General features: G+C 59.8%; 21 protein-coding genes and 1 pseudogene. 13 read left to right on the top strand and 9 right to left on the bottom strand.

The window, feature by feature from the left end; translation table 11 throughout:
- Nucleotides 1-31: 31 nt before the first annotated feature.
- On the bottom strand, nt 32-2,479 hold the full coding sequence (locus DM872_RS29730; protein ID WP_179062736.1) for an acyl-CoA dehydrogenase: 2,448 nt from the start codon (nt 2,477-2,479) through the stop codon (nt 32-34).
- Between the two features lie 152 nt (nt 2,480-2,631).
- On the opposite strand from DM872_RS29730, the gene DM872_RS29725 reads away from it, so the two are divergent.
- From DM872_RS29725 to DM872_RS29700, 6 genes are all read left to right on the top strand, one after another.
- The gene (locus DM872_RS29725) at nt 2,632-3,294 is read left to right on the top strand and encodes a transglutaminase-like domain-containing protein (RefSeq protein ID WP_179062735.1); all 663 of its coding nucleotides are present in this window, start codon (nt 2,632-2,634) and stop codon (nt 3,292-3,294) included.
- 87 nt (nt 3,295-3,381) lie between these two features.
- Complete coding sequence (locus tag DM872_RS29720) at nt 3,382-4,299, top strand: AAA family ATPase (protein ID WP_077523029.1); 918 nt, start codon at nt 3,382-3,384, stop codon at nt 4,297-4,299.
- Nucleotides 4,299-5,246, top strand: a complete 948-nt coding sequence (locus DM872_RS29715; RefSeq protein WP_179062734.1) for a DUF58 domain-containing protein — start codon at nt 4,299-4,301, stop codon at nt 5,244-5,246. The genes DM872_RS29720 and DM872_RS29715 overlap by 1 nt, the downstream gene beginning before the upstream one ends.
- The gene (locus tag DM872_RS29710; RefSeq protein ID WP_179062733.1) at nt 5,243-7,231 is read left to right on the top strand and encodes a transglutaminase TgpA family protein; all 1,989 of its coding nucleotides are present in this window, start codon (nt 5,243-5,245) and stop codon (nt 7,229-7,231) included. Before DM872_RS29715 ends, DM872_RS29710 begins: the two co-directional genes overlap by 4 nt.
- Before the next feature lie 58 nt (nt 7,232-7,289).
- The gene (locus DM872_RS29705) at nt 7,290-8,051 is read left to right on the top strand and encodes a CHAD domain-containing protein (RefSeq protein WP_179062732.1); all 762 of its coding nucleotides are present in this window, start codon (nt 7,290-7,292) and stop codon (nt 8,049-8,051) included.
- Between the two features lie 116 nt (nt 8,052-8,167).
- A complete protein-coding gene (locus DM872_RS29700; protein WP_179062731.1) occupies nt 8,168-8,968 on the top strand; it encodes an acyl-CoA thioesterase in 801 nt (266 codons plus the stop codon).
- A 151-nt stretch (nt 8,969-9,119) separates the two neighbouring features.
- Here the strand turns inward: DM872_RS29700 and DM872_RS29695 are convergent, their stop codons facing one another.
- The 3 genes from DM872_RS29695 to DM872_RS29685 all read right to left on the bottom strand — a co-directional run bounded on the left by DM872_RS29695 (nt 9,120) and on the right by DM872_RS29685 (nt 12,095).
- On the bottom strand, nt 9,120-9,479 hold the full coding sequence (locus tag DM872_RS29695) for an Mpo1-like protein (protein ID WP_179062730.1): 360 nt from the start codon (nt 9,477-9,479) through the stop codon (nt 9,120-9,122).
- A gap of 223 nt (nt 9,480-9,702) precedes the next feature.
- Entirely contained in the window at nt 9,703-11,184 is a 1,482-nt protein-coding gene (locus DM872_RS29690; RefSeq protein WP_179062729.1) for a methyl-accepting chemotaxis protein, read from the bottom strand.
- Between the two features lie 104 nt (nt 11,185-11,288).
- Nucleotides 11,289-12,095, bottom strand: coding sequence for a TatD family hydrolase (locus DM872_RS29685; RefSeq protein WP_179062728.1), 807 nt, complete (start codon nt 12,093-12,095; stop codon nt 11,289-11,291).
- Between the two features lie 233 nt (nt 12,096-12,328).
- Between DM872_RS29685 and DM872_RS29680 the strand changes: the two genes are divergently transcribed.
- Together DM872_RS29680 and DM872_RS29675 are read left to right on the top strand one after the other, a co-directional pair.
- Nucleotides 12,329-13,750 (top strand): transglycosylase SLT domain-containing protein, encoded by a 1,422-nt coding sequence (locus tag DM872_RS29680; RefSeq protein ID WP_179062727.1) that lies wholly within the window; start codon nt 12,329-12,331, stop codon nt 13,748-13,750.
- A gap of 101 nt (nt 13,751-13,851) precedes the next feature.
- Nucleotides 13,852-14,286, top strand: coding sequence for a DoxX family protein (locus tag DM872_RS29675; RefSeq protein WP_077523011.1), 435 nt, complete (start codon nt 13,852-13,854; stop codon nt 14,284-14,286).
- A gap of 245 nt (nt 14,287-14,531) precedes the next feature.
- Here the strand turns inward: DM872_RS29675 and DM872_RS29670 are convergent, their stop codons facing one another.
- From DM872_RS29670 to thpR, 3 genes are all read right to left on the bottom strand, one after another.
- On the bottom strand, nt 14,532-15,569 hold the full coding sequence (locus tag DM872_RS29670) for a lipase secretion chaperone (RefSeq protein ID WP_179062726.1): 1,038 nt from the start codon (nt 15,567-15,569) through the stop codon (nt 14,532-14,534).
- A 55-nt stretch (nt 15,570-15,624) separates the two neighbouring features.
- The gene (locus DM872_RS29665) at nt 15,625-16,569 is read right to left on the bottom strand and encodes a triacylglycerol lipase (RefSeq protein ID WP_179062725.1); all 945 of its coding nucleotides are present in this window, start codon (nt 16,567-16,569) and stop codon (nt 15,625-15,627) included.
- Nucleotides 16,570-16,778: 209 nt separating this feature from the next.
- On the bottom strand, nt 16,779-17,309 hold the full coding sequence (gene thpR / locus DM872_RS29660) for an RNA 2',3'-cyclic phosphodiesterase (RefSeq protein WP_179062724.1): 531 nt from the start codon (nt 17,307-17,309) through the stop codon (nt 16,779-16,781).
- A gap of 197 nt (nt 17,310-17,506) precedes the next feature.
- Between thpR and DM872_RS29655 the strand changes: the two genes are divergently transcribed.
- Complete coding sequence (locus DM872_RS29655) at nt 17,507-17,815, top strand: class I SAM-dependent methyltransferase (RefSeq protein WP_179062723.1); 309 nt, start codon at nt 17,507-17,509, stop codon at nt 17,813-17,815.
- 21 nt (nt 17,816-17,836) lie between these two features.
- Here the strand turns inward: DM872_RS29655 and greB are convergent.
- A pseudogene (gene greB / locus DM872_RS29650) lies at nt 17,837-18,166 on the bottom strand (transcription elongation factor GreB); the annotation flags it as partial.
- Nucleotides 18,167-18,295: 129 nt separating this feature from the next.
- Here greB and gmtY point away from each other — a divergent pair.
- From gmtY to DM872_RS29635, 4 genes are all read left to right on the top strand, one after another.
- The gene (gene gmtY, locus DM872_RS29645) at nt 18,296-19,639 is read left to right on the top strand and encodes a gamma-mobile-trio recombinase GmtY (RefSeq protein WP_179062721.1); all 1,344 of its coding nucleotides are present in this window, start codon (nt 18,296-18,298) and stop codon (nt 19,637-19,639) included.
- 403 nt (nt 19,640-20,042) lie between these two features.
- Entirely contained in the window at nt 20,043-24,032 is a 3,990-nt protein-coding gene (gmtZ, locus tag DM872_RS29640) for a gamma-mobile-trio integrase GmtZ (protein WP_179062720.1), read from the top strand.
- Complete coding sequence (gmtX, locus tag DM872_RS31025; protein ID WP_373273752.1) at nt 23,956-24,600, top strand: gamma-mobile-trio protein GmtX; 645 nt, start codon at nt 23,956-23,958, stop codon at nt 24,598-24,600. The genes gmtZ and gmtX overlap by 77 nt, the downstream gene beginning before the upstream one ends.
- A gap of 478 nt (nt 24,601-25,078) precedes the next feature.
- Complete coding sequence (locus DM872_RS29635) at nt 25,079-25,576, top strand: ProQ/FinO family protein (protein ID WP_179062719.1); 498 nt, start codon at nt 25,079-25,081, stop codon at nt 25,574-25,576.
- A gap of 165 nt (nt 25,577-25,741) precedes the next feature.
- Here DM872_RS29635 and DM872_RS29630 read toward each other — a convergent pair whose 3' ends face one another.
- Nucleotides 25,742-26,005, bottom strand: coding sequence for a type II toxin-antitoxin system Phd/YefM family antitoxin (locus DM872_RS29630; protein WP_179062718.1), 264 nt, complete (start codon nt 26,003-26,005; stop codon nt 25,742-25,744).
- Nucleotides 26,006-26,100 lie beyond the last annotated feature (95 nt).

The raw sequence follows: 26,100 nt of genomic DNA, 5'->3' as shown, positions 1-26,100 counted from the left end.
GCCCGCCGCGCCCGCTGTCCTGCCTGCGGGCTCAGCGGATCTTGCCGGCGCTGGGCGCCAGTTCCTCCTTGCTGAAGTCGTCGACGTCTATGACCCGCCGCCGGGCCGCCTCGAGGGCGCGGAGCTGCGTGGCACCGTCGGCATCCAGCAGTCCCGCGGCCAGGGCTGCGTCCACCAGCGGTTCCTCGGGGGCGGGGTTCAGGCTGCCCGCCCTGAGCGCGTGTTGCAGCTTGCGCTGCAAGGGTTGGCAGTAATTGGCGAGGTCGACGGCGTGTTGCAGGGCGCCCACCGGGTCGTCTGCCGATTGCGGTCGGTAGCAGCCGGCGAGCAACTCCTCCAGCGCCGGATCGCCCCGGTCACGGCCGATCACCCCGGCGACTTCTGCGGCCAGCGCATCCGAGGGGCCGGGATGGCGGCGGCCAAGGGGGAACACCAGCACTCTCAGCACTGCGCCCATGAACGCATTGGGGAAGTTGTCGAGCAGCCCGTCCAGGGCCTGCTCGGCCTTGCCCAGGCTTTCCTCCAGCGCCCAGCGCACCAGCGGTTGCAGGTGCTCAGGATAGTCGCGGTCGTGATAGCGCTTGAGGGCCGCCGATGCCAGATAGAGGTAGCTCAAGGCGTCGCCTAGCCGCGCGGACAGCCGCTCGCGGCGTTTCAGCTCGCCGCCGAGCAACAGCATGCTGCTGTCGGCGAGCAGGGCGAAGGACGCGGCCAAACGGTCGAGGGCGCGGAAGTAGGGGCGGCAGAGATTGTCGCCGGGCGCGTCGCCGATGCGCCCGAGGCTGAGGCCCAGCAACAGGCTGCTGGCGGCATTGCCCACGGCAAAGCCGATGTGCCCGAGCAGCAACTGGTCGAACTCATCCAGCGCCTGCTCGCGGTCATCGTGGTCGGCCAGGGCCATTTCCTTGAGGACGAACGGATGGCAACGGATCGCGCCCTGGCCAAAGATCATCAGGTTGCGCGAGAGGATGTTGGCGCCTTCCACCGTGATGGAAATGGGCGCTCCCTGCCAGGCGCGGCCCAGGTAGTTGTTCGGACCGAGGATGATGCCCTTGCCGCCATGCACGTCCATGGCGAGGCCAATGCATTCGCGGCCGCGCTCGGTGAGGTGGTACTTGAGGATGGCCGACAGCACCGAAGGTTTTTCGCCCAGGTCCACCGCGCTGGCAGTGAGGATGCGAGCGCTGTCCATCAGCCAGGCGTTGCCGGCAATGCGCGCCAGGGCTTCCTGGATGCCTTCGAACGCGGCCAGGGGCACGTTGAACTGTTCGCGGACACGGGCGTACTGGCCCGTCACCAGACTGGTGAACTTGGCGGCGCCGGTGGAGGCAGCGGGGAGGGAAATGGAACGACCCACCGACAGGCAATTCATCAGCATCATCCAGCCCTTGCCGAGCATGGTCTGGCCGCCGATGACGAAGTCCAGCGGCACGAACACATCCTTGCCGGAGTTCGGGCCGTTCATGAAGGCCGCGCCCAAGGGGAGGTGGCGCCGACCGATTTCCACGCCGGGAGTATTCGTCGGGATGAGCGCCAGGCTGATGCCGAGTTCTTCCTCTTCTCCCAGCAGATGCTCCGGGTCGTAGGCCTTGAATGCCAGGCCAAGCAAGGTGGCCACCGGACCGAGCGTGATGTAGCGTTTTTCCCAGGTCAGGCGCAGGCCGATCACTTCCTCGCCTTGCCACTGGCCCTTGCAGATGATGCCGACGTCCGGCATGGAGCCGGCATCCGAACCGGCGAGCGGTCCGGTGAGTGCGAAGCACGGAATGTCCTCGCCGCTCGCCAGGCGTGGCAGGTAGTGCCGGCGCTGCTCGTCGGTGCCGTAGTGCAGCAGCAGTTCGGCGGGGCCGAGCGAGTTGGGCACCATCACGGTGGAGGCCAGGTCGCCGCTACGGGTTGCGAGCTTCATCGCGACCTGGGAGTGGGCATAGGCGGAGAAGCCCTTGCCGCCGTATTCCTTCGGGATGATCAGCGCGAAGAAGCCATGCTGCTTGATGTGCGCCCAGGCCTCGGGCGGCAGGTCGAGCTGCTGGCCGATCTGCCAGTCGCTGACCATGGCGCAGAGTTCTTCCGTGGGGCCGTCGAGGAAGGCCTGTTCCTCTTCGGTCAGCTGCGGGCGAGGGGAGTCCAGGAGCTTGCGCCAGTCCGGACGTCCGCTGAACAGTTCGCCGTCCCACCACACCGTGCCGGCCTCGATGGCATCGCGCTCGGTCTCGGACATCGGCGGCAGCACGCGCTGGAACCAGGCAAACAGCGGTGCGCTGAGCCATTGCCGGCGCAGCCCAGGGAGCAGCAGCGGCAGGGCGACGGCCAGCCAGAGCAGCCAGAACACCAGCAGCAACCCGCCCGGGGGATGACCGAATAGCCCCATCAGCAAGAGAAAGCCGGCGACCAGCCCCAGTGCGGGCAGCGGCGCCGTGCGGCGGTGGGCGAGAAAGATGACGCCCAGGACCAGGGCGAGTAACCAGAGCAACAGCATGGTCGATCCTCCTTGATGGCGGCGCGGGACCGTCACGAGATTAGTCGCCAGCCATGACTATGGCGACAGGAACGGCGAGCTTGGCCGGAATGTCGTACCCGGGGTCGCGGGGCGCTGGATAGACTGGCGTGGTCACCCGCAGGAGAACACGCATGCAGCACTACCTGGAGCCCGGCCGCTTCGTTGATAGTGACCACCCCCTGGTGGTCGAGTTCGCGCAAATGCACCGTGGCGCAAGCCGCGACCCCATCGACCAGGCGGTCAGCCTGTACCGCGCGGTGCGTGACGAGATTCGCTACAACCCCTACGTGTTCAGCCGCGACCCGCAGACCCTGAAGGCCAGCCATGCGCTGGGCGCTGGTGAATCCTATTGCGTGCCCAAGGCGATCCTGCTGGCGGCCTGTGCGCGGCATTGCGGCATACCTGCACGCATCGGCCTGGCCGACGTCCGCAACCACCTGGCCACACCCCGATTGCTGGAGCTCTTGCGCAGCGAAGTGTTTGCCATGCACGGCTACACCGAGTTGTACCTCGACGGTCGTTGGGTCAAGGCCACACCGGCGTTCAACCTGGCGCTGTGCCGACTGTTCAATGTGCCGCCGCTGGAGTTCGACGGTCGCCAGGACAGCGTCTTCCACCCGTTCAACAAGCAAGGCGAGCGCTACATGGAATACCTGGCTGACCACGGCCAGTTCGCGGACCTGCCCGAGCAGCTGTTTTTCGAACACTTGGCCGAGGTTTACCCGCACCTGTTCCGTGAAGGTGCGGCTTTCCTGACTGGTGACCTGCATGCCGAGGCTGGCGCAGCGAGCTGACGCACAGTTTCATGAGTAAAGTTTGCCGGGCGCTTTGCCATTACCCGGCCTGCCAGTAGCATCGTCGCATTGCACAGGGAGCGACGAATGCGAACCAAACTGGATGCCTGTCTGCACGCGGTCAATCAGGTAGTGCTGGGCAAGGAAGCACAGGTGCGCCTGGCCCTGACCTGCCTGCTGGCCCGTGGACACCTGCTGATCGAAGACCTGCCCGGCATGGGCAAGACAACCCTGGGCCAGGCCCTGGCCAGAGTGCTGGGGCTGAGCTTCCAGCGCATCCAGTTCACCTCGGACCTCTTGCCCGGCGACATCCTCGGCACCTCGGTGTTCGACAAGGACAGCAGCCAGTTCGTCTTCCACCCCGGGCCGGTATTTGCCGAGCTGGTGCTGGCCGACGAGATCAACCGCGCCACTCCCAAGAGCCAGAGCGCATTGCTGGAAGCCATGGAGGAAGGGCAGGTGACCATCGAGGGGGCGACTCGCCCGCTGCCGGAGCCCTTCTTCGTCATCGCCACGCAGAACCCAGCCAGCCAGGGCGGCACCTTCGCCTTGCCGGAGTCGCAGCTGGATCGCTTCCTGATGCGACTGTCCCTCGGCTATCCGGCCAGGGCGGCGGAGAAGGCGCTGCTGCAAGGCGAAGCGCGGCGCGAGCTGCTGCCGCGTCTGGAACCCATCTTCACTCACGCCGAACTGGGGCTGATCCAGGCGGAAGTACCCAAGGTGGTAGCCCGCGACGCACTGGTGGATTACGTGCTGCGCCTGGTGGACGCCACCCGCAGCCAACCGCAGTTCGCCTGGGGCCTGTCGCCCCGCGCCAGCCTGGCGCTGCTGTCGGCGGCGCGTGCCTGGGCGCTGCTGGCGGGGCGCGATTATGTGATTCCGGAAGATGTCCAGGCGGTCCTGCCTTCGGTGGTCGGTCACCGCCTGCGCGAGCGCGCCGATCCGTCCGGCCATGGCGGCGGTGCGCTGGTGCAGTGGCTGCTGCGCGAAGTGCCGGCCCTCTGATGCTGGAGCTCCAGGTCGATCGCTGGCTGGCGCGGCGAATCCCGCCAGCGAACCAGGTGCGCCTGAATCAGCGGCGGATTTTCATCCTGCCCACCCGCGCCGGTGCCGCTTTCGGGCTGGCCCTGCTGCCGATGCTGCTGGTGGCGATCAATTACCAGAACAGCCTGGCCTACGCGCTGACCTTCCTGCTGCTGTCGGTGTTCCTGGTGGCCATCCTGCATACCTTCCGCAACCTTGCGGGGCTGAACCTCAAGGCGGCTGGCGGTGCGCCCGTGTTCCTCGGCGAGCAGGCGCATTTCCACGTCACGCTGGAAAGCGGCGGCCGCGAGCACCAGGCGATCGCGCTGGGCTGGCCGCCCTTGCCGTTGCAGGTGCAGGACGTAGCGGCCAATGGCGCCTGCGAGGTCGAGCTGCACGTGCCCACCCAGCGTCGTGGCTGGTTGCGGCCCCGGCGCCTGCGTGTCGAAAGCCGTTATCCGCTCGGGTTGCTGGTGGCGTGGAGCTGGGTGGACCTGGATCAGGCTCTGCTGGTCTATCCGCGCCCCCTGGAGGGCGACCTTCCGCTGACGCCCGGTCGTGGTGATGATGACGGCGACGATGGCCAGCATGTGCTCGGCGCCGGGGCGGACGACTACCAGGGACTGCGCGCCTACCAGCCGGGCGATTCGCGCCGGCGCTTGCACTGGAAGGCCTTTTCCCGTGGTCAGGGCCTGTTCGTGAAAGACTTCGCCGCCCTGGCCGGACGCGACATCTGGCTCGACCTCGACCGGCTGGACGGCGACCTGGAGCAGCGCCTGAGTCTGCTCTGCTACTGGGTGCTGCAGTTTTCCACCCGTGGCCAGCCGTTCGGCCTGCGCCTGGGGGGCCAGGAGCTGGGAGCTGATATCGGTGAAGCACATCGGGAAGCTTGTCTGCGGGCCCTGGCCCTGTTCGGGACGTCGAAATGAGAGCCAGACTGCCGATTACCCGGATCGGCCTGACCTGGCTGCTGGTGGCGCAGGTGCTGGTGATCCTGCCGCACCTGCCTTACCTGCCGCTGTGGATCATCGCCATGTGGCTGGGCTGCGCTGCCTGGCGCATCCAGATATTCCGCATGCGCGCGCAGTACCCCACGGGCCCGGTAAAGGCCGCGCTGATTCTGGCGATCGCCCTGGGTGTTTTCTTCTCCAGGGGCACCCTGGTGGGGCTGGAGGCAGCGGTCGTGCTGCTGGTGGCGGTGTTCATCCTCAAGCTTGTGGAACTGCGCACCCAGCGTGATGCGCTGGTGCTGGTCCTGCTCGGTTTCTTCACTCAGGTGACGGCCTACCTGTTCAACGACGGCATGCTGGCCGGCCTATACAGCCTGCTGCCCCTTTGTGCGTTGCTGGCTTCACTGGTGGGGTTACAGCAGAGCCGCTTCGCCGAACGCCCGCTGGTGCCGTTGAAGGCAGCGGGCAGCCTGTTGCTGCAGGCGATACCGCTGATGCTGTTGCTGTTCATGTTCTTTCCACGCCTGGGGCCGCTGTGGTCGCTGCCCTTGCCGGGCGAGAAGGGGGTCACTGGCCTCTCGGATGCCATGAGTCCGGCGGATATCGCCGAGCTGAGCCGCTCTGGCGATCTGGCCTTCCGCGCCAGCTTCGAAGGACCGGTACCGCCGATGAGCCAGCTCTACTGGCGCGCGCTGACGCTGGAGCGTTTCGATGGACGCCGCTGGTCCCAATCTCTCACCTCCCAGTTCGGCCAGGAGGCGGACTGGCGCCGGGAAGGTGAACCGCTGCGCTACAGCATCGTCATGCAGCCCAGCGGCAGGCCGTGGCTGTTCGGCCTGGATGTGGCCGAAACGCACGAGGAGGGCGTACGCGCCCGGGGCGATTTCCGCCTCGAACGACGCACGCCGGTGGATCGCCCGCTGCTCTACCAGGTCACCTCCTGGCCCCAGGCCGTGCGTGAACCCGAGGGTAACCCCGACGCCCTGCGCAGGGCCCTGCAGCTGCCAGCAAACGGCGAGTTGCGAACGCGGGCCTGGGCCGAGGAGCTCAAGCGGCAGCACGCCGAACCGCAACAGCTGGTGGATGCACTGCTGGCGCATTTCAATCGCGAGCCCTATGTCTATACCCTCAAGCCGCCGCCGCTCGGAGAGAACAACATCGATGCGTTCCTCTTCGATACGCGCCGGGGTTTCTGCGCCCATTACGCCGGCGCCATGACCTTCATCCTTCGAGCCGCCGGGATTCCCGCGCGCGTCGTCGCCGGCTACCAGGGTGGCGAACTCAATCCCGCCGGCAACTATGTGCTGGTGCACCAGTTCGATGCGCATGCCTGGGTGGAATACTGGCTGCCGGGACGCGGTTGGATCAGCGTCGATCCCACCTTCCAGGTGGCGCCCAACCGCATCGAACTCGGCCTTGAAGATGCCGTGGCCCGCGAACAGAGCTTCCTCGAGGGCTCGCCCCTATCTCCATTGCGCTTTCGACAGCTGGGGTGGCTGAACCAGGCGCGCCTGGCCTGGGACAATCTCAACTACGGCTGGCAACGCTGGGTGCTGGGCTATCAGGGTGAGGCCCAGATGGAACTGGTGCGGCGCTGGTTCGGCAGCCTGGATGGACGCTCGCTTGGTCTCGGCATGGTCGGTGCTGGAGCGCTGCTGATGGCACTGCTGGCCGTGTTCCTGTTCGCGCCCTGGCGCCGTGGGCGTGACCCGCAGCTGCGTCAGTTCGAAGTGTTCGAGCGACTGCTGGCGCGTCATGGCGTAGTGCGCGGCAAGGGCGAAGGGCCGCGCGCCTTCGCTGAACGCGCGAGTCGTGAGTTGCCCCGCCAAGCGGCCCAAATCCGCGCGTTCCTCGCTGCGTTCGAGGCCAGCCGATACGCCAGCCAGCAGGCGTCCGATCCCGCCACGCAGCTGCGTGCCCTGCGCAAGGCATTGCCCTGGCGCCTGCGTGGAGCGCGCGGATGATCCATGCTGAGTAACCTGCCGCAGTCATTTGCGCGCCTGATCCCTGGAGAGACTGACGATGGCCGGAATGCTGGATGACCTGATCGCCCAAGTCATTGGTCTGGAGATTCGCCTGCATGCCTGTGCCGAACGCCTGGCGGCGGGCACGGATGATGAGGCCCTGCATGACCTGCGCGTCGCTACCCGGCGCCTGCGCAGCCTGCTGCGGCCGTTTCGTGGCTTGCCTGCGGTCGATGTGCTGAACGAGGCGGCTGCCGCCCTGGCAGGTCTGAGCGGGCCGCTGCGGGATCTGGAAGTGCTGATCATCGAGTTGCGCAGCCACGGTCTGGATCGACTGACGACTGACCGCGAACGTGCGCGGCACCTTGGCTACGCGCAGCTCCTGCTAGCGCCGGAGCTTGCTCGTCTCTTCCAGGTGCTCGAAGCCTGGCCCCATCTGATGCGCGTGTGCGAGCGCGAGGGGTTGCTGAAGGGCTTGCAGGGCGCCGTGGGCAAGTCGCTTCGCAAGAGTCGCCGTCGGCTCATACAGGCGCTGGAGGATCCTTCCCATGATCGTCATCGCCTGCGTCTGCTGATCAAGCGCCTGCGTTACGGCGTGGATGCCCATCCGGATCTGATCGGCTTGTCGCCCAAGACCCGGAGGCTGCTGGTGGGCGCGCAATCGGCCCTGGGCAAATGGCACGACAACGTCCAGTGGCTGGTCCGTGCGGAGCGGGAGCCTGACCTGCGTCCGCGAGTTCGAGCCTGGCAGGTGGCGCTGCATGCGGCCGAAGTGCGTTCGGACCGGGTGTTGGAGAAGCTGCTGCGGCGTCTGGCCTGATCGACCGTGGCCGTTATCCCGTTGGCGTTGTCGCGGCAGCCCTGTGACGCGTCTTTCGAGCCGGTGGAGCAATGCCCTAAGATCGCCGACTGAGCGATTCATAACAGGGACTGCAGATGAAATTTTTTTCCGAACTGATCCAGGCGGCTCGCAGCAATTCGAATGCAATCGTGGTACCTGCCACCTGGGGACAGGGGCGGGCGGCCTTCGGAGGCGTCGTTGCGGCGCTGGCGTTCGAAGCCATGCGTGCCAAGGTCGAGGCGGGTCGGCCCGTTCGATCCCTCGCGATGACGTTCGTCGGTCCACTTGAGCCCGAAGTGCCCGCCAGTTTCGAGGCCGAACTGTTACGCGAAGGCAAGGCGGTGAGCCAGGTGTTCTGCCGCGTGGTGCAGAAGGCCCAGGTGGTGGCGCTGGTGCAAGGCAGCTTCGGCGGTTCGCGCCAATCGGTGGTGCAGATGACCGCCGAGCCCGCCCCCGACATGAAACCCGCCGCGGATTGCTTGGAATTGCCCTTCATCCCAGGCGTTACGCCGGAGTTCACCCGTCACCTGGCCATGCGCTGGGCCATCGGCGGCATGCCGTTCTCCGGAAGCCGCGAACGCGATATGGGTGGTTGGGTCCGTTTCCGGGGAGAAGTAGATCGGGAACCTGTCACTGAGGCCCATCTGCTGGCCCTGGTGGATGCCTGGCCGCCGGCTACCGTACCGCACCTGTCGGCGCCCGCGCCGGGTAGCACGCTGACCTGGACCATCGAATTCGTGCAGCCGCTACCCGAGCTGGATACCCATGACTGGTGCAAATATCGCGCGCGCATCGAGCACGCCAGCGATGGTTACGGCCATGCGGCAGCGGCGCTGTGGACGCCGGACGGCCAACTGGTGGCCATGAGTCGGCAGACCGTGGTGGTGTTTGGCTGATTGCGCCTTTCCGTAGGTTGGGCCGGGCGGCGTTCCGCGAGCGCAGCGAAGCCCAACGTGGCGCGGGTTCAGGTCCGCATCGTTGGGCTTCGCGTAGCTCAGCCGCAACCTACAGGGGCGGCGAGGTTTTTTGCCGGTCCACCATTCGTGGTCAGCGCTTCTTGTTGCGCCAGTTGCGCCACCACTGACCACTGAGCAGGAAGCGCGGGAAGGTGACGAACTGCTCCACCAGCAACCGGCCGATGGCGTCCTTGCGATCGTGGAAGGGTTCCGGTGCCACCGCTTCCATCCTGTGCCCGCGTCCTTGCAGTGCAAGGGAGGCGACGATGCCGATGATGCCGAGCACGAACGGCCGGAAGCTCAGGTTGAACAGCCCGTACACCAGGGTGATGGCCGCGAGGATGAACAGCGGCACGGCAATCACATGCAGGATCAGGTTGGCTGGATGCTGGTGATTGTCGGAGTAGGTCCGCCATTGCCACGCATGCAGGTTGGGAAGTCGTTTGCCCATGTCCGTCTCCTTGGGGGGAATGTCGGCAGCATAGACCGGCCCTGATGGGCCGGCGAATGCCTTCTCCCTATGGAGCGGATAGCCTGCCGCCGAGCTTTGCTGGATCTCGCGAGCTAGAGAAGAACAAGGCGAAAGAGGCTGAGGGGGCGGAGTTTACGAGCTGTAAATGAGCAAGCCCGAAGCCTCTTTCAACGCAGTTATTCCGACGCGCAGCAGATCCAGCTCAGGCGCGCAGCTTGAGCTGGCGGATGGCCTGCGACAGCTCGCTGGCCAGCTCCGCCAGCTCATTGCTGGTCGCGGCGGATTCTACGGTTTGACTGACGGTCAGCTCAGTGACGTCGCGAATCCCCACCACTGCGCGGGTCATTTCCTCGGCCACCTGGCTCTGCTGTTCAGCGGCCACCGCGATCTGCGTATTGCTCTCGCGCATCTGGGCGACCGCGCCGGTGATCGCGGCGAGGGCAGCACCCGCCTCGTGGGCGGCCTGCACGCAATCGTCGGCCTTGATCGAGCTTTCCCGCATGAACTCCACCGCGTCGCGAGTGCCGGCCTGGAGGGCGCCGATCATGCTGGTGATTTCGTCGGTGGAGTCCTGCACACGCTTGGCCAGATTGCGCACTTCGTCCGCCACGACGGCGAATCCACGGCCCATTTCACCTGCGCGGGCGGCTTCGATGGCGGCGTTCAGCGCCAGCAGATTCGTCTGTTCGGCGATGCCGTGGATGACGTTGACCACGCCGCTGATCTTCTGGCTGTCCTCGGCCAGCCGCTGAATCGTCTCCGCTGTCTGCTGCACGCCGGTCGAAAGCCCGGCAATGGAATGCTCGACCCGTTCCACCACCAACTGACCGGCGCCGGCAAGCTGGTCGGCGTTCTGCGACTGGTCGCGGGTGTCCGCCGCGTGCTGGGCGATGTGATGCACGGTGGTGGACATCTCGTTGATGGCGGTGGCGGCCTGGTCGGTTTCGCTCTGCTGTCCGAGCATGCCCTGGCGCACCTCACCCATGCTGCCGGCAAGACGTGCTGCGCCTTCGTCGAGCCGCGCCACGGCCTGGGCAACGGTGCCGACCACCCGCGCATATCCGGCTTGCATGGCATTGAAGGCGCCAGCCATCTGGCCCACTTCGTCACGGCTGTCCAGCGGCACGCGCGCGGAAAGATCGCCGCTGCGTTCGACGTGGAGCATCACGTCCTTGAGGGTGTTGAGGTGGCTGAGCAGGAAACGGATCAGCAATTGCGAAGCCGCCAGCAGGGCGACCATCAGCAGGAATACGGAGATTGCGTACTCCACGGCGCGGGCGCCGAGCAGTTGGCTCAGGCTCGGGCTGCTGGCCAGCACGGCGACGCGCTGGCCCTCGGCGTGATCGAACACCTGGGCGCCAATGACCGGATCGTTGCCTAACAGCGCGTCATGCTCCAGTTCCACCCAGCCGTTGGCGCGGGCCAGCGCCTGGCCGCCAGGCAATGGCGGGGCGCTACCGGCATCGAAGGCGAGGACCTGGGGCGACGAGGGCACGGGTTGGGTGGCGGGCCAGGATTTCAGCAACTGGACCTGGGCCGCAGCGGCTTTGCGGGCGTCTTCCGCCCGGCCCTGCTGTTCCAGGTAAAGCGCGTGGAGGACCAGCAGGAGTGTGGTGCAGAAGGCCACGGCGTTGACGGCCCAGAACTTGTACTTCAGGGAGATATCGCGAATCCAGGTTCCCATGATTTTCTTCTTGTGGCTCGGAGTATTGGCAAGGTGCCACTATTTTCTGACGGAAAATTCCTACCAGAGTTGATCCGAATCAAGAAGGAATCTGATTGCCTGCGTCAGTCGATGGTCGGGAGTCCGAAGAAGGCGCGCGCACAGGCGGTCGTGTGGCGAGCCAGTTCTTCCGGGCTTTCACCGCGATGCACGGCCACTTCCCGCAGCACTTCGGTGAGGAAGGCCGGCTCGTTGTGGCCATGCTTGGGTTTGGGGCGCAGGCTGCGCGGCAGCAGGTAGGGCGCATCGCTTTCCAGCATCAGCCGACCACGGGGAATGTCACGCACCAGGGCGTGTAGATGGGTGCCGCGACGCTCGTCGCAGATCCAGCCGGTGATGCCGATGTGCAGGTCGAGGTCCAGGTAACCGTAGAGGGCGCGCTTCTCGCCGGTGAAACAGTGCACGACGGCGGCGCTGAGCTGATCGCGGAATTGCCGGACGATGGCCAGCAGGCGTTCATCGGCGTCGCGCTCGTGGAGAAACACCGGCTTACCCAGCTCGGCGGCCAGTGCCAGCTGCTCTTCCAGCGCCTTTTCCTGTTGCGGGCGGGGCGAGAAGTCACGATTGAAGTCCAGGCCGCATTCGCCCACTGCGCGCACCCGTGTTTCGCCCAGTAGTGCACGCAGTGTCCGCTGGCTATCGCTGTTCCAGTCGCTTGCTTCATGGGGATGGACGCCAGCGGTGCTGAACAGCAGCAGGCCGCTTTCATCCAGTTGTTCGGCGACGAGCAGGGCCTTTTCGCTGTCATCCAGGTTGGTCCCGGTCAGCACCATCTGGCGGACGCCGGCGGCCTGGGCACGCTCCAGCAGGGCGCGGGCATCGCGGGCGAGGCTGGGGTGGGTCAGATTGACGCCGATGTCGATGAGTTGCATGGTGCTACCTCGGATTGGAGCAGAGCAGCGGAACAATGCTCGAAACAATTAAAAAAGCCAATATTTACAGGAACTTGGCGCCTTGTGTTGAAGTCAATACCACGCTTTGACTGGCGTCAGGCGCGTAGCTGTGACACTCTCCGCGCCCCTCGCTCGCCATCCAAGGTTTCGCGGCGCAGCAACTCTACACGTTCGGGTGCGCGCTGACGTCCCGCCCAGTCCCTGGAGAATTGATGACGCGACCGCTGCTGTTCCTGCTCTGCCTGCTGGCGCTGTTGCCCTTCACGGCCAGCGCTCGCCTGGCTGGACCGCCGGAAGTCTGGCAGCAGCCGGCCGAAGCGCGCGACCTGGCCCAGATCCGCCGCAGCGGTGTGCTCAAGGTGCTGGTGAACCAGAGCCGCAACAGCTCCGGTGAGGTCAAGGGCGAACCCGTCGGGGTCGAGTACCACCGTATCCGTGCCTTCGAGCAGTACCTCAATCGCAATGCCCGCGACGGGCGTGAAATCAAGCTGAAGATCATCCCGAAGGCCAAGGATCAATTGCTGGCTGCATTGCAGCGGGGCGAGGGCGATCTCGTAGCGCCGGGGGAGCTGATCAACCAGGGCATCGGCAGCAACGTCAGCGCCAGCGCGCCCCTGCGCAAGGATGTGCCGCTGGTGCTGGTCAGTCGTCAGGGGCAGCGTCGTTATCAGCGCCTGGAGCAGTTGTCGGGCCGTAGCATCGCGCTGCCGGTCGGTAGCGCGGCGGGTGAGGCGTTGCGGCCGGTGAACGAGAAGCTCGCGGCGCGCAAGCTCGCACCCATCGTCATCGAGTGGGTCGATTCGACGCTGGCGGTGGAAGATGTGCTGGAAATGGTCCAGGCCGGCATCTTCCCGCTGACGGCCGTGGAGCAGCCGATTGCTGAGCGCTGGGCCAAGGTGATGCCGAAGCTGCGCCTGGACAAGCACCTGGTGCTCGACCGGCAGGGTGACATGACCTGGTTCGTTCGCCGGGATGCGCCGACGTTGCGGGCCAGCGTCGACCGTTTCCTGGCGGGGTATCGTGCACCTGAAGATCAGGATGCGGCGTTCCAGCGCGTCTATCGGCGCCTCTACAAGGTTCACAACCCCCTTGCCCGCACCGAGCGCCAACGCCTCGAGCGCGTGCGTCCGGTGCTGCAGCGCTACGCCGACCAGCATGACTTCGATTGGCTCAGCCTTGCGGCACTCGCCTATAAGGAGTCCAGTCTGAATCCGGCGGCCAGGGGCGCGGGCGGCGCCACCGGGCTGATGCAGATCACGCCGGGAGCCGCGAGCAGCGTGGGTGTGGGGAACATCCAGAAGCTCGACAACAATGTGCAAGCGTCAGCCCGGTACCTGGCCAAGCTGCGTCGGAGTTTCTTCTCCAGCACTCAACTCGACGAGCGCGAGCGCATGGCCTTCGTGCTGGCGGCCTACAACCTCGGCCCGCAACGGGTCCAGGGGATGCGCGCCGAAGCCCGGCGACGGGGCCTGAATCCCAACCAGTGGTTCTTCCAGGTCGAACGCATCGCTGCTGAACAGGCCGGGATGGGTGTGGTGAGCTACGTCAACAGCGTGAACAAGTACTACCTGGCCTTCGATCGCGAGCGTTATCTACTGGAGCCTTCGAAAAAGGCTGGCAAGGCGCGAAAGTAATCGAATAATTCGATAATGTGGCTGAGAATTTTCCGGTTTTAATATCAAAAAATTCTACTAAGCTTGTGTTCATCGACTCCCACAACACAAGGAACACCTCGATGAGCAACCCGATCAAATCCATCCTCGCCACCAATGCGGGCTATGGCATCACCCTGCTGCGCGTCATTACCGGCCTGACTTTCATGGCACACGGCGCGCAGAAGCTCTTTGGCATGTTTGGTGGTTACGGCCTGGCGGGTACCGGGCAGTGGATGGAAAGCATCGGCCTGACTCCCGGCTACCTCATGGCCCTGATGGCGGGTAGCGCCGAGTTCTTTGGTGGCCTGGCGCTGGTGATCGGTTTGCTGGTGCGTCCGGCCGCCGCGGCGTTGATCGTTGCGATGGTCGTGGCGATCTTCAGCGTGCACTGGGCCAGCGGTTTCTTCATCACCAACGGTGGTTTCGAGTACGCCATGATCCTTGGCCTGATCAGCGCCACGCTGCTGGTCGAAGGCGCCGGCAAGATGTCCCTGGATCGCAACCTGGCCAGCTGAGCCAGGTCGTTGAAAAAAGGCCCGCTCATGCGGTAATGCTGTTCACATAAGAACGCCGCTAATCCCTCACCGGGTGAGCGGCGTTCTTGGTTTCTGCAGCGGGGAAACGCTGTAGGAGCCAGCTTGCTGGCGAATGGGCGATATCCCGGAAAGTTTCGCGAGCAAGCTCGCTCCTACAACAACAGCGACACCTCGTTGGCGGGGCTAACTGAACAGCATTACGCTCATGCGGGCCTTTTTGCGTTTCATGGCTGCTTTTTCCGGGCCATCGCCAACTCGGCGGCGGCCTGGAGGCGCATGCGCTCCTGCGGGTTGAAGCCTTCCTCCTCCAGGCGGTTGATCGCAACCGTCTTGTCACTCTGGCTCAGGCCCTCGCTGGCCTCGATACGGCCTTTCTCCTTCAGGTAGGCCTGCAACCGTTGCTGCCATTGCAGTCGCTGCTGGTCCAGGTTCTCCAGCCTCGCCGTTGCTTCGGCCCCGACCAGTTGCTGGCGCAGCTGACGAACCTGCTCGGGGTTGCCGCCGGCCGCCTGGAGCGCCCCCACCTGGACCCTGAGTTCGGCCTGCAACTGGCTCGCGGCCAGGGCCTGCATCTCTTCCGGCAAGCCAGCGCGTAGTTGGTCGATGGCTGCTGCCTTCGCGGCCGGGGTCATGTCGGCGTCGCGTTGGATGGCCAGGCGCTGCAGGGTGAAGGCGTTGTAGGCCTCCTCGGAGGCGAAGAAGGCTTGATGGGCATCGGTGCTGAAGATGCGCGCGCGCAGTGCCTGTACCGCCGCTTCACGCTGACGCAACGCAGTGAGGTCGGCGAGCAGCGGCAGATCGCGCTCCAGTTGTACCAGCTGGCGCTTGTAGTCCAGGTACTGATCGAGCAATGCCAGGGCCTGGCCTTGCGCTGGCGATTCCAATTGCCCGGTGATGAAGCTTCTGAGGCGCTGGATGCTGTTGGCCAGCGACTCTTCGCCCTGGGTGCTGAGGAAGTAATCGAAGATGCGCCGGATGTCCTCGGTGATCAGCAAGTTGCCGGCGGCATCGAGGTGGAAGCGGCCGTCCACGTCTGTCCCCGCCAGTGATCCGGGCTGCTTCGCGAATGTGGTTGCGCCCGCCAGGGGGCTTTGCAGAGGCTGCGAGGCGGGGAAGGCGTCGGCAGTTGGAACGCGTGCTGCGGTCACGGCGTTCGGAGGCGCTACGCCAGGTGAGGCAGGGGCCGGTTTGCCGCCCCCTTGCAGCAGGATGGCCAGGGCGCCGGCAAAGGCGAGAGGGAACAGCAGCAGGAGTTTTTTCACAGGGTCACTCGGCAGTCTGGAAGGAAGCGGGGCCCGCAGGCCCCGCGCAGTTGCCTCAAAGGCCGTCGTTTTTCAGCCGGTTGGCCTGTTGACGATAGACGGTAGTCGGGTCCGTCTCGAACAGACTGGTCAGCCCCAGGGTCTGATTGACCTCGTCCAGGTGGTTCATCCGGTAATCGTCGCGGATGACCTTGCCCAGGTGCGAGCTGCAACGTCCCACCAGGCCGTCGTTGGCTTGGCCGTTGAAGGGCAGGGAGCTGGCGCCCAGCAGCCCGTCGCTCACATCCAGCACATTGGTCAGGGGGCTGGTGCCGCTCCAGGAGTAGTAGCGCACCCCATTGACCTGGTAGGCGCCTTCACCGCAGGCGGTGGTCGGCAGGCCCTGCGGGAAGCGTGCGTTGAACGCGGCCGCGCCCTGGCTGTTGAGAGATTCCAATGCGCCAAGGGCGTTCTGCTGGAGGTCGCTGTCGCTGCCGGAGAGGAAGTTGATCAGCGCGCCCAGGCCGTTGACGATGCCGGCCAGCATGACTTCACCCGCGGAGCCTGGTGGTATCTGACGAAGGAAGTCAGCCGTGGCGGAACCTTTGTGGGGCGCGCCGACGCTGGTGGCAGAGGCGACGAGATCCGGGCGCACCGCTGCCACATAGCGAATGGTCGGGCCGCCATGGCTGTGACCGATCAGATTGACCTTGGGGCTGCCACTGATGGCGACGATTTCTTCCACCTGTTCAAGCAGTTCTTCGCCGCGTGCTTCGGTGGTGTTCAGCTGGCTGACTTCCGTGACATAGACGCGGGCGCCATCGCTGCGCAAGGCAGAGGGAATGCCGTACCAGTAATCGACGCCAAGGATGCTGTCGAATCCGAGCATGCCGTGGGTCAGGACGATCGGGTAGCGGGTCTGGGTATAGCCGCTGGAACCGAACCAGAGTGCGTGGGCTGGTCCGGAAGCAGCGAGTCCAGTGGCAAGGCAAAGGGCGAGCAGGGTCTTGTTGTTCTTCATGTGCGCTCTCGATGTTGTGCGTGGGAGGGCCTGACTGCATTCCCTGGCGTGGCCACGTCCGTCCTGGGCGTGCACTTCGGCAGGGCGGAGCGCAGGAACCATGCCATTCGCTACGAATATCGAGTAGCTGCTCTGGGATGGGCTTTTTGCGGATGTTTACAACCGTTCACCCTAGGATGTCGGCCAGTTTCCTGTTACGCGCCGAAACGTCAGGCTGGGGTCGAAGGCCGCAACGGCCAGTGTCCGAGCGCACGATAACGGGTGCCTCTGGCGGTGTTTTCCGAGGCGAAGAGGGCGAATTCGGTGGCGGGCCAATCGAAGGTTGGGGTGCTGGCCGCGGGAAGTCGCGGACAGTGGCGAGCCAGTGTCAGGTGCGGCTTGAAAGGGCGGGTCTCCAGGGTGAAGCCGGCGCTCAGCAATTGCTCGCGCAGGTTGCGTTCCAGTTCGATCAGCGCGGGCGGTATCCGACTGGGCGCCAGATACAGCAGGCCGTTCTTCCAGCGTGCCAGGCGATCCAGGTGCAGGGTGAACGCCTTGGGTTCCAGGCCAGCCGCCAAGGCTTCCAGGGCTTCCACCTGACCACGGGGTTGCGAGCCGAGGAAGGCGAGGGTGAGGTGAAGCTTGTCGGGGGCCACGGGTTTACCGTCAACAGGGTTCCGGGTGCACCAATCGGCAATGTCGTGGGCCAGTTGCGGGCAACAGGGAAGGGCGAAGAACAGGCGCAGGGGCGGGGTGCTCATGGGCGTCTCGCAAGGCGTGGTGGTCGCCTTGACAGTATTGCGCGGGCTTCTCTAGGATGTCGCCCCATGCGCCGATTTAGTCAGCTACTTGCGGGGCGCAGAAGTCTTCAAAGACTTCCAAATACCGCTAAAACGCTGGTTCGGTGTCGCCTCTCACCGCTGCCCAGCGGGACCTCACGAGGCGGAGACATGACACCATGACCTGTCCCCAACCCCTGCTCCGACTAGCCCCGATCACCACCGGGCTGGTTTTGCGCAATCCCCGAATCCTGCTTGGCGGCTCGCATCAGCCAACGCTTCTGCGCTATCTCGAAGGCTGGCCCAAACGTTGGGGTCGTCCACGCAACTTCCTGATCCAGTTCGCCCGCGAAGGCGAGTCGTTGGCGCGCTTCGCCAGCGACAGCTTCGACATGGCTGTGATCCAGACGCCATCTGCACAGGAGCTGCCGGAGGTACTCGGTCATTTGGTGCGAGTGGCGCGGCAGGGACTGATCACTCGGCGCTGACCGGCCGGCTCGACCGCTGATCTACGGATAATCGATCTCTACCACGTACCAGGTCTTTTCCCCGGTTGGGGTGCTGACCCGGACTTCGGCGTCCAGCGGCTTGCCCACCAGCGCGCGGGCAAGGGGAGAATCGATGCTGATGAGGTTCTGCTTCAGGTCGAACTCGTCAGGCCCGACGATGCGGTAACGGACCTGCTCACCATCGTCATCCTCCAGGGTGACCCAGGCGCCAAAGTAGACCTTGTCGGGATCGCTCGGACGTTCGCGTACCACTTTGAGGTTTTCCAGGCGCTTGGTGAGGAAGCGAACGCGACTGTCGATCTCCCGCAGCATCTTCTTCCCGTAGGTGTATTAGAACCCCAGCTATCAATGTACTAAATGAATATCACCAAAATCCGCTAATTACCCTCGCCTCTGTGGCGCGACGAGCGGATTTGACGAGCTTGTTACCCTCAACATACTAAGTCGGAGGGTTCTCTCATGGCCTATGCGGTTAAGATCAAAGTCAAATATCGAGACGGTCTGCGAAGCCAAGTCATTCAGCTACCTGGGGTCTTCACCCAGTCAGGATTACTGGTTTCCCATCTCCGTTACCTATCGAGTCGCTCTGGAAAAAGTGCGTCCTGGCGCGAAAGTTCAGTGCACTCAGTCATTCTTCTTCTAAAGTTCATTTTTGCTAATGAGTCTCGATTTGTTCGCGTAATAGATATGCTTTCGGCGTTTACCTATGCTCTTACCGAAGGAACTATTGATCGCGAAACGTATGAGGATCCTAGCCAGTTATATTGGGCGCCTCGTCGTTTTCATGATGCAAGATCGATACTTTTCCAAATTACAAGCTACACAGATTGGTTGGCAGAGCAGCCATTACATGATTCGCGCCGTGCGAATCCATTCCGCAGAGCTAGCTCTGAAGAGTGCAAGTTAAATTGGTGTGCATATTATCATCGAAATAGTGGGGTTTTTCTCAATCATCTGATCGCAAGCCGAGATGCTGATGCTAATGCTTTTGTTAGAGAGGTATCTATTCCAGGCGCTCCAGTTTTACGTCTGGAAGAAGTTAAAAGGTTTCCGGAAGATAAAATTCACGTCCTGCTGAAAGAAGGGTTTGTATTGGCTGGAACTTCGTCTTTTGATCCTGAGACCATGCGTATAGATTACAAGTCTCAAGCGATCACGTTACTCCAGCACTATGGTGGATTGCGGAAGTGTGAATGTTTTCATTTGTATGGCTGTGACATTACTTTTGATAAGAAAAGAATGGAAGTGGACGTACATGTGTATCACCCTAGCACTGGTACGTCTCCTGACGCGCGATATAGGACCCGTCGTGAGTATTTAAGCCGAGAGTTTCGCCTAAAACCTAGGACTGAATACCCGAAGTCTGAAAGGCTGCATCTAGGATGGAAATCGCCATTGTTAACTGATGCAGGTGGTTGCTTTAAAGTAAACTTTTGCCCTCCCAGCAAAGCGAAGGAGTTTCTACTTGCCTGGGTGAATTATATAAAGTTTCAACGAGTGTCGCCCTCTCCTGGGGAAGAGCATCCATATGCTTTTACTAATAGCTATGGCCGTCCAGAAACTATAAAAAATTATCAAAGGCTGCATTCGTTGGCTGTGAGGAGGATTGGTTTGGTTCCTTTAAAAATTTGCGGGACCACGGAGCATGGTCATCGCCATAGTTATGGTTACAGACTTAAGGAAAATGGATTCGATGCAATATTTATTCAGAAGGCGCTGCATCATAAAAGTCCTAAGTCTTCGTTGGTGTACACGCAGCCTAGTGATGCAGACGTGCGTGAAATGATGCGTAAATTGGAATGAGTTTATCGATTATTGTTTGGATAGAGAGTTTTAAGAGTGTAGGGTGTTTTTAATTTTGAGGGGTATTGGCTCCTTGCGAAAACTCTTCAATTGCTTATAGATGATAATAAGTGATTGTTAGATTGAGTTGTCCGCGGGCATAGGTTGCATTGGCTTAAGTTGGTCGGAGGGCATATGAAGGCCGTAAAGAGTGCGAAAATCAACGGGAAAGGGACTATGCGCTATGCCGGGGCTTGGAGTGAGTGGCGAGATTTTTTGGTTGAACCCCTGAGAGAGAATTTAAAGCGGCGGGAGGGGATTCCTAGTGTGAGCCAAGAAGATTTACGGATATCCATGAAAAGCAGCACGGACGCGCTTGGGGGCTGGCTTGAGTGGGACGACTTCCTTTTGGGGAAGGTCAATCATGAATCAAAAAATAGCGACTAGTTTGATTGACGGCTTGTACCTGTCCTTTGAAGAGGCAAGTCGTGCGGCGCAGTCCCTTGGTTTCAAGAATGCTCGTGCTTACAAAGCAGGTTATAAGAAAAATCCAAGATTACCGAAAACCCCAAAGCAGCAATATCCGGATGAGTGGTGCGGATGGCCCATGTTCTTGGGGAGTGGTGTTCGCCCTGCTCGTTATGCCACCTTGGCGGAGGCTTCGGCCGCTGCAATTAGACTCAATATCACGAGTTCTATGGATTATTCAGGTAAATATAAAAATGATCCTAGGCTAAGGGCTAGTCCAGAAGTTGTATATCCAGATTGGATTGGCTGGCGAAATTTTCTCGGTAAGCCTGAGTGGGACTTCTATTCTGAAATTGAACTGGCATCTAATGCTGCGTTATCGCTAGGGATAAGAACTTGTTACGAATATGGGGAAAGGCATATTGAAGATCTTCGGCTGCCTGCGAATCCTGAAAAATATTATAAAGATTGGGCGGGTTGGCCAAAATTTCTGAAGAAATTATCTAATAAATATCCAACGCTAGCGGAGGCGAGTGCGGCTGCGCGAAGATTGGGTGCCAAGAGCACGCTGGAATATATTAGGTTGTATAAATTAGATTCTGGGCTTAGGAGTAATCCGGCTTTATCTTACCCTGAGGAATGGGTCAATTGGTACGATTTCCTCGGCATGGAAACTCCAGTTGAAAAGTACAAGGATCTTGAGAGTGCGATGTGTGCCGTTAGGGCGCTAGGCGTAACGAAAAAGGCGCAATATAGACGCGCTCTTAAGATAGATAAAAGGCTTCCCTGGAATCCTCAGGATGTATATTTGGAAGAGTGGGCAGGTTGGAGCGCATATCTAGGGGTTCTCGAGACCGAGCAAGTATATAATATATTTGAAGAGGCCAAATCAGCTGTTGAGCGTCTGGGTATCACTAGTTGGCGTGAGTACTGTGAGAGGCGCTCTGCCGATCCCCGACTTCCTAGGAATCCTCGTTTGAAGTATCCGAAAGAGTGGAAAGGTCCGAGTGATTTTTTTAGTGTAAGTACGCGGCGCGAAGAAATATACCTTACATTGGGGGAGGCCCGAGCGGCCGTGCAGAAATTGCCCATCCATAGTCGGAGAGACTATGAAACGATGTATATGCAGGACAGAGGATTGCCTGGTTCACCCCAGCAGAAGTATGTGCACGAATGGAAAGGGTGGCTGGATTTTTTGCTGCCAGTTGAATACCGCTGTTTGGCTGATTTAAGACGAGCATGCAAGATATTAAAATTAGGGAGTGCACGAGAATATAGAGAGGAATATAAGAAGCACCCACCTATGCCAGCAAATCCAGATCGATTCTTTCGGGGGGAGTGGGTTGATTGGTTTGATCTTCTGGGGCTTGTTACATTTTTGAGTTATAAAGATGCATGCGCCTTCATTCGCTCTAGCGAATTGAAATCAAAAAAGGCTTACATAAATTTCATCGATTCGAATAGGTGCGATTTTCTTCCCAGAACACCAGATCAGGTGTATGCGGGGGATTGGGTGAGTTGGAATGAGTATCTTGGTAAGTCTGAGCCTTTCACCATTGATAACATTGTAGAGCGTTACTCTGAGTGGCGTGACGCGATTGTTGATTTAATGAGGAAAGCACGCGGAGGTTTTTCAAAGAAAAAGTGTTTGTGCATGTTTGTAAGGCTTTTTATCCAAAAAAACGAACTGGGAATTTCACCGGTTGACTTTATATTGAACGGAAAGTGTAACGCTAGGGAGTTTAAAGAGTTTCTTGAGTCGGAATTCCCGGAAAGATATCGCCGTCCAGTCTGGTTGGCAGTTAATGAACTGATCGAGCATGTCATCTTAACGAGATTGACAATTGAAGATGAGGTGACAGGAGAGTTAGTTTCGGTTCCTGGCGCCCGAAATCCAATTGCATCGTCCGGGGTCGTCCCCGAATACGTTGGCAGTGGGCTCGGAGAAAGCTGTAAGCCAGCGTTAGCGTACCAGTATGTTGATGATATGAAAAACTGGATGATTCCACCGAGCGCTAAGAATTTCTCTGATTTGCAACACTTGCACATTTTTGATGCTGATTGGGTCGAAGTCGACATGTCTCGGACTTTTACGGACGAAAATGACGCCGACTGCGTGTTAAAGATGTCAGGCGGTAAGCTTATGATCTGGTCGCCCATTTGTTGGATACAAACCTTTGCTTTGGCGTCAGTTCCAGCTCGGGGAGTTCAAATTGCATACAATGACTCGGGTGAAGGCGATAAATATTTTCCTGAGGTAGTGCAGGATAGACTTGTGTGGGTTGAGAATTTTTCTGAATTTGCAGGTCTCACAGAAGCTCAAGGATTCGTGAAGAGATATCCAAATGATCAATTTGGAATGCATTTTACTACCAATAAAACTGGGTCTATCGAAAAGGGGTATAATGTTGCATGGATTCCAATGAGCTTGGCATATTGGTTGGTAAAACTAAGGAAGTGGCAAAGTAAATATAATCCAGTTAAACGTCCTCTTCCGTGGGTTGAATGCAAAAAAACGAACTTTAATGAGGCTCAACTCAAGGCTAAAGGTGCTAATTTTTTTCTATTTCGAGGTGTTGGTAGCGAGGAACCTCTTGGCTTTAGTGAGAAGTTGAGTGCGAGATTGGCGGCTGCTCTTTATTATAGTCAGCCAGAGAGCTTAAAATTGGCCGAACTTAGCGGGGCCCCTGGTTCGCTGTCGAAATACAGTTCGCGTTATACACCGCATAGTATGCGTGTTAGTCTTATTACTGCGTATATAATGGAATTTGGTCTGCCGGTAGAGATTGTTATGAAGATAGTTGGTCACTCTTCCATTGTGGTGACCATCTATTACTGCAAGATTGGGGTGGAAGAATTTAGATCGAGGTTAGAGAAGGCTGAAAAAGAAGCGCTTAAAAATAAGGCGTATGCCGCTCAGATGATGATTGAGCAAGGTCGTATAGATGAGCTTAAGCCGGGCTTAATCGCAACTGATGGTGGCCTCATCGAGGCGCTATCGGGAAACGTTCCTGCTGGAAATTATCTTTTCCGAGATTATGGATTTTGCCCATACGCCGGAACGCGCTGCGAAGATGGTGGGCCTTTATCTAACAACCCCCAGGTACGGTTTCCAGTTCCTTACGGTTACCTAGGGTGTCAAAACTGTCTCCGGTGCCGACATTTTGTAACCGGTCCGGCTTTTATTGGTGGTTTGGTGTCGGTACTCAATGAAATATCACTGAATGTGAGGGTCCAGTATGAAGCGTATAGCGGTCTAGAGGAAAAAGTGGCCGGAATTCTAATAGAAATTGACACGTTGGATGAAGAAGAGTACCAGGCTGTGGCGCGGGGATCGGTATTTGATTCATCAATACGTGACGAGTTAGAGGTGAGGCTCAGAAAACTGCGATCAGAGAGCGAAAGCGCCGCGAAGAAGTTGGATATGTTCATGTGCGACATGCAGGCTGGGGCACGTCTGTTAATGCAGTGCGATGGCTTGGTGGGGCAGCAAGTTGAGTCTTGTGATGGTGAGATTCACACCCAACTGGTTGTTCAGTCGGGTCACGAGTTGGACGTGGCCTTTGAGGAGGTTTCCTATTTTCACCAGTTGTGTGAAGTTTGCTCGAATGCAGAAATTTATGAGTCTTCTTCCTCTAGTTTGGCAGTGGCTACTCGTTCGCAATTTTTAGATCGGATGATGAGTTATAATAAGATTCCGACTTTCTTTTACTCTCTCTCTCAAGAGCAGCAGTTGGTAGTTGGTAATCAGGTAGCGCAGCTATTGGTTTCTCGAGTAAGGTCGTGGGAGCGGATTGACGACCTGGTCGACGGGCGTCTGTTGTTTGCTGATCTGCTTGATTCGGAAAGAATCGAGAAGGTTGAGATTGATGTTATTCTCGCGGATAGTCTGCGCTCCAGTGAGGGTGTTGTTTATGCACTTGGATCAGATTCTTCAGAACCTTAAAGTTGGTGCGTCTCAGCGAGTTTGTAGAAGTTTGGATAGTATTTTTGCGATCTGCGAGGAGCAGGTGAGGAAATCAGAATTCGATTTCTCGGTGGCAACTATATCCAGACTTGGCGCGGGTCGGGGCGTTCCAAAGGCCCAAAGTATCAGAAATCGGACCGGAGAGTGTTATCGTACATTGATTGGTGCATTTACAGCGGCTTACCCAAAGACGCGATTATCCCCGTCTGGTCGCTCTAAGACTCAATGGATCTCTGATATTAAAGACCCTCAGTTGAGGTTGTTAGTGCAAATTCAGGAGTCAGAGTTGAATGAGGCTCGTAAAATGCTTAGGGAGATTGTTCCTCCAAGAATGGAAATCTATGTGGATGATAGGGAGTTCACCTCAGGTGATCATAGGCTCAATAGTATTGAGCGGAGGGCGTTGGAGCATTTGGTCTCTGATGATTTTCTCAAGCAATTCGGGTTTCAGTTGGGGGGCTTCGGAGATGTGACTGACTCGACTGGGCGAAAAGTTTTCAAACCGGGAACCATCCCAGCATTAAAGAAGGCATTGGAATACCTCTAGCGTTGAGCGTTCTTTTGACGTGGTATAACTGGTACTACTTTTGACGGAAACTCCGTCATACTGCACTCGATCTCCTCTTCTTGGGAAAACATTCCGCCAGAGTTCGGCTGTTAGCTTCTACGTTCACGTTGGCTTCGCGCCGACTCCGAAATCCTGCGGCTGATGTGGCCAACTTAGATCCGCATTGCGCTAACCTGGCTGCGATTACTTCAGGCTTGCCGGTCCGCTCGTCAGCTCTTTCATTGTATGGCGCACCCGACCGGAAGCTGTCTCCCGAAATAAAGCAGCTATTGGCCAGGAAGTGCTTCTGTGAGTGGTTGCTTCTACCTAAAGCTCCACTTGGGTCTGGCAGTTGGCCTGCACAATTGATCGCGATAAAAAACTGGCCTGTCTCTATTGAGTCTGCATAGGCTGATGAGCGTGAGCGGCATGGGACAACCTTACGCCACGAATCAACTAGGAAGCAGTGAATCAAACGATGGGTTTTGAACAGCTCGCCGAGTTACGTGACCGTCTGCGGGCTGAGGTCAAGCAGGTATCGACTGCCAGCCCGAAGCCCCCTAAGCGGAAGTCCTCCCCGCAAGCAAAGTCTCGTGGCCAAGATCCTGCGGTGGAAGCGAATTGGCGATTGCAGAAGCTTTTCCCCTTGGCCTTCCCTGTCAATCCGGCCCCCAAGGTTCCGCTCAAGGAAGGTATCTTCAAGGATGCTGAGCAACACTTGGAGATGCTGGGGCTAACACGCGAACAGCTCAAACTAGGGATCGCTATTTGGTGCCGCGGGACTCGATACTGGGCAAGCATGGTCGAGAATGCGCCGCGCCTAGACTTGAACGGTCAAGCGGTTGGCGCGGTGACGGCAAGTCAGGCGCTGTATGCGCAGCAGCAAGCGTCGCGGTCGCGCGGGCAAGCACGACGACATCGTTCGAACCCCAAACAATTCATCCAAGACGGCGCCGCCGACACCTCAGCGGGATGAGCAATTGATTGGAAGAACCTAAGTCGAGAATCGAGTCCCTCTTCGCTTCGATTGCGGGCAGGGTGTGCGGGTGACGGCGAACCGACCCTTCAGTGGAGAGCGCGATGCTCTGAGGCGAATCGCAGGCCAGCTTCCGACCGAAAGGAGCCGGTTCCTACGTCCATTTCAGGCGCCGGAGTTGTCAGTGCGAGGGGGGCGACTCGCCAGTTTCTGTAGGAGTTCGTCGCCGGTGACGAGTCGACCGCTCTCGGTGTCTTTGTCACCCATGCTGAGTAGCTTCACTAGGGCGATGGCCTCCTGGGTTTGTTGGTACTGCTCGTAGGACTGAACGACCATCGTGGGCAGGCCGTTCTGGGTGATGCAAAGTGGTTCGTCGAGATCCAGCGTTGCTGCGTGCTGCTTGAGGTAGCTGATCGTTTGGATTCGCATTGGTAGAGCTCCCACGGAGGCAAACAGAAGTCTGAAAATAGACGGGATTTCAAGCCACGGCGCGCTCAACTGACAACAGGATAATTCCATGGATC

The organism is Pseudomonas taiwanensis, assembly GCF_013393345.1.
Classification (GTDB): Bacteria; Pseudomonadota; Gammaproteobacteria; order Pseudomonadales; family Pseudomonadaceae; genus Metapseudomonas; species Metapseudomonas resinovorans_C.
The sequence above is the reverse complement of the archived record's forward strand: the minus strand, read 5'-3'. Positions and strand labels throughout refer to the sequence as shown.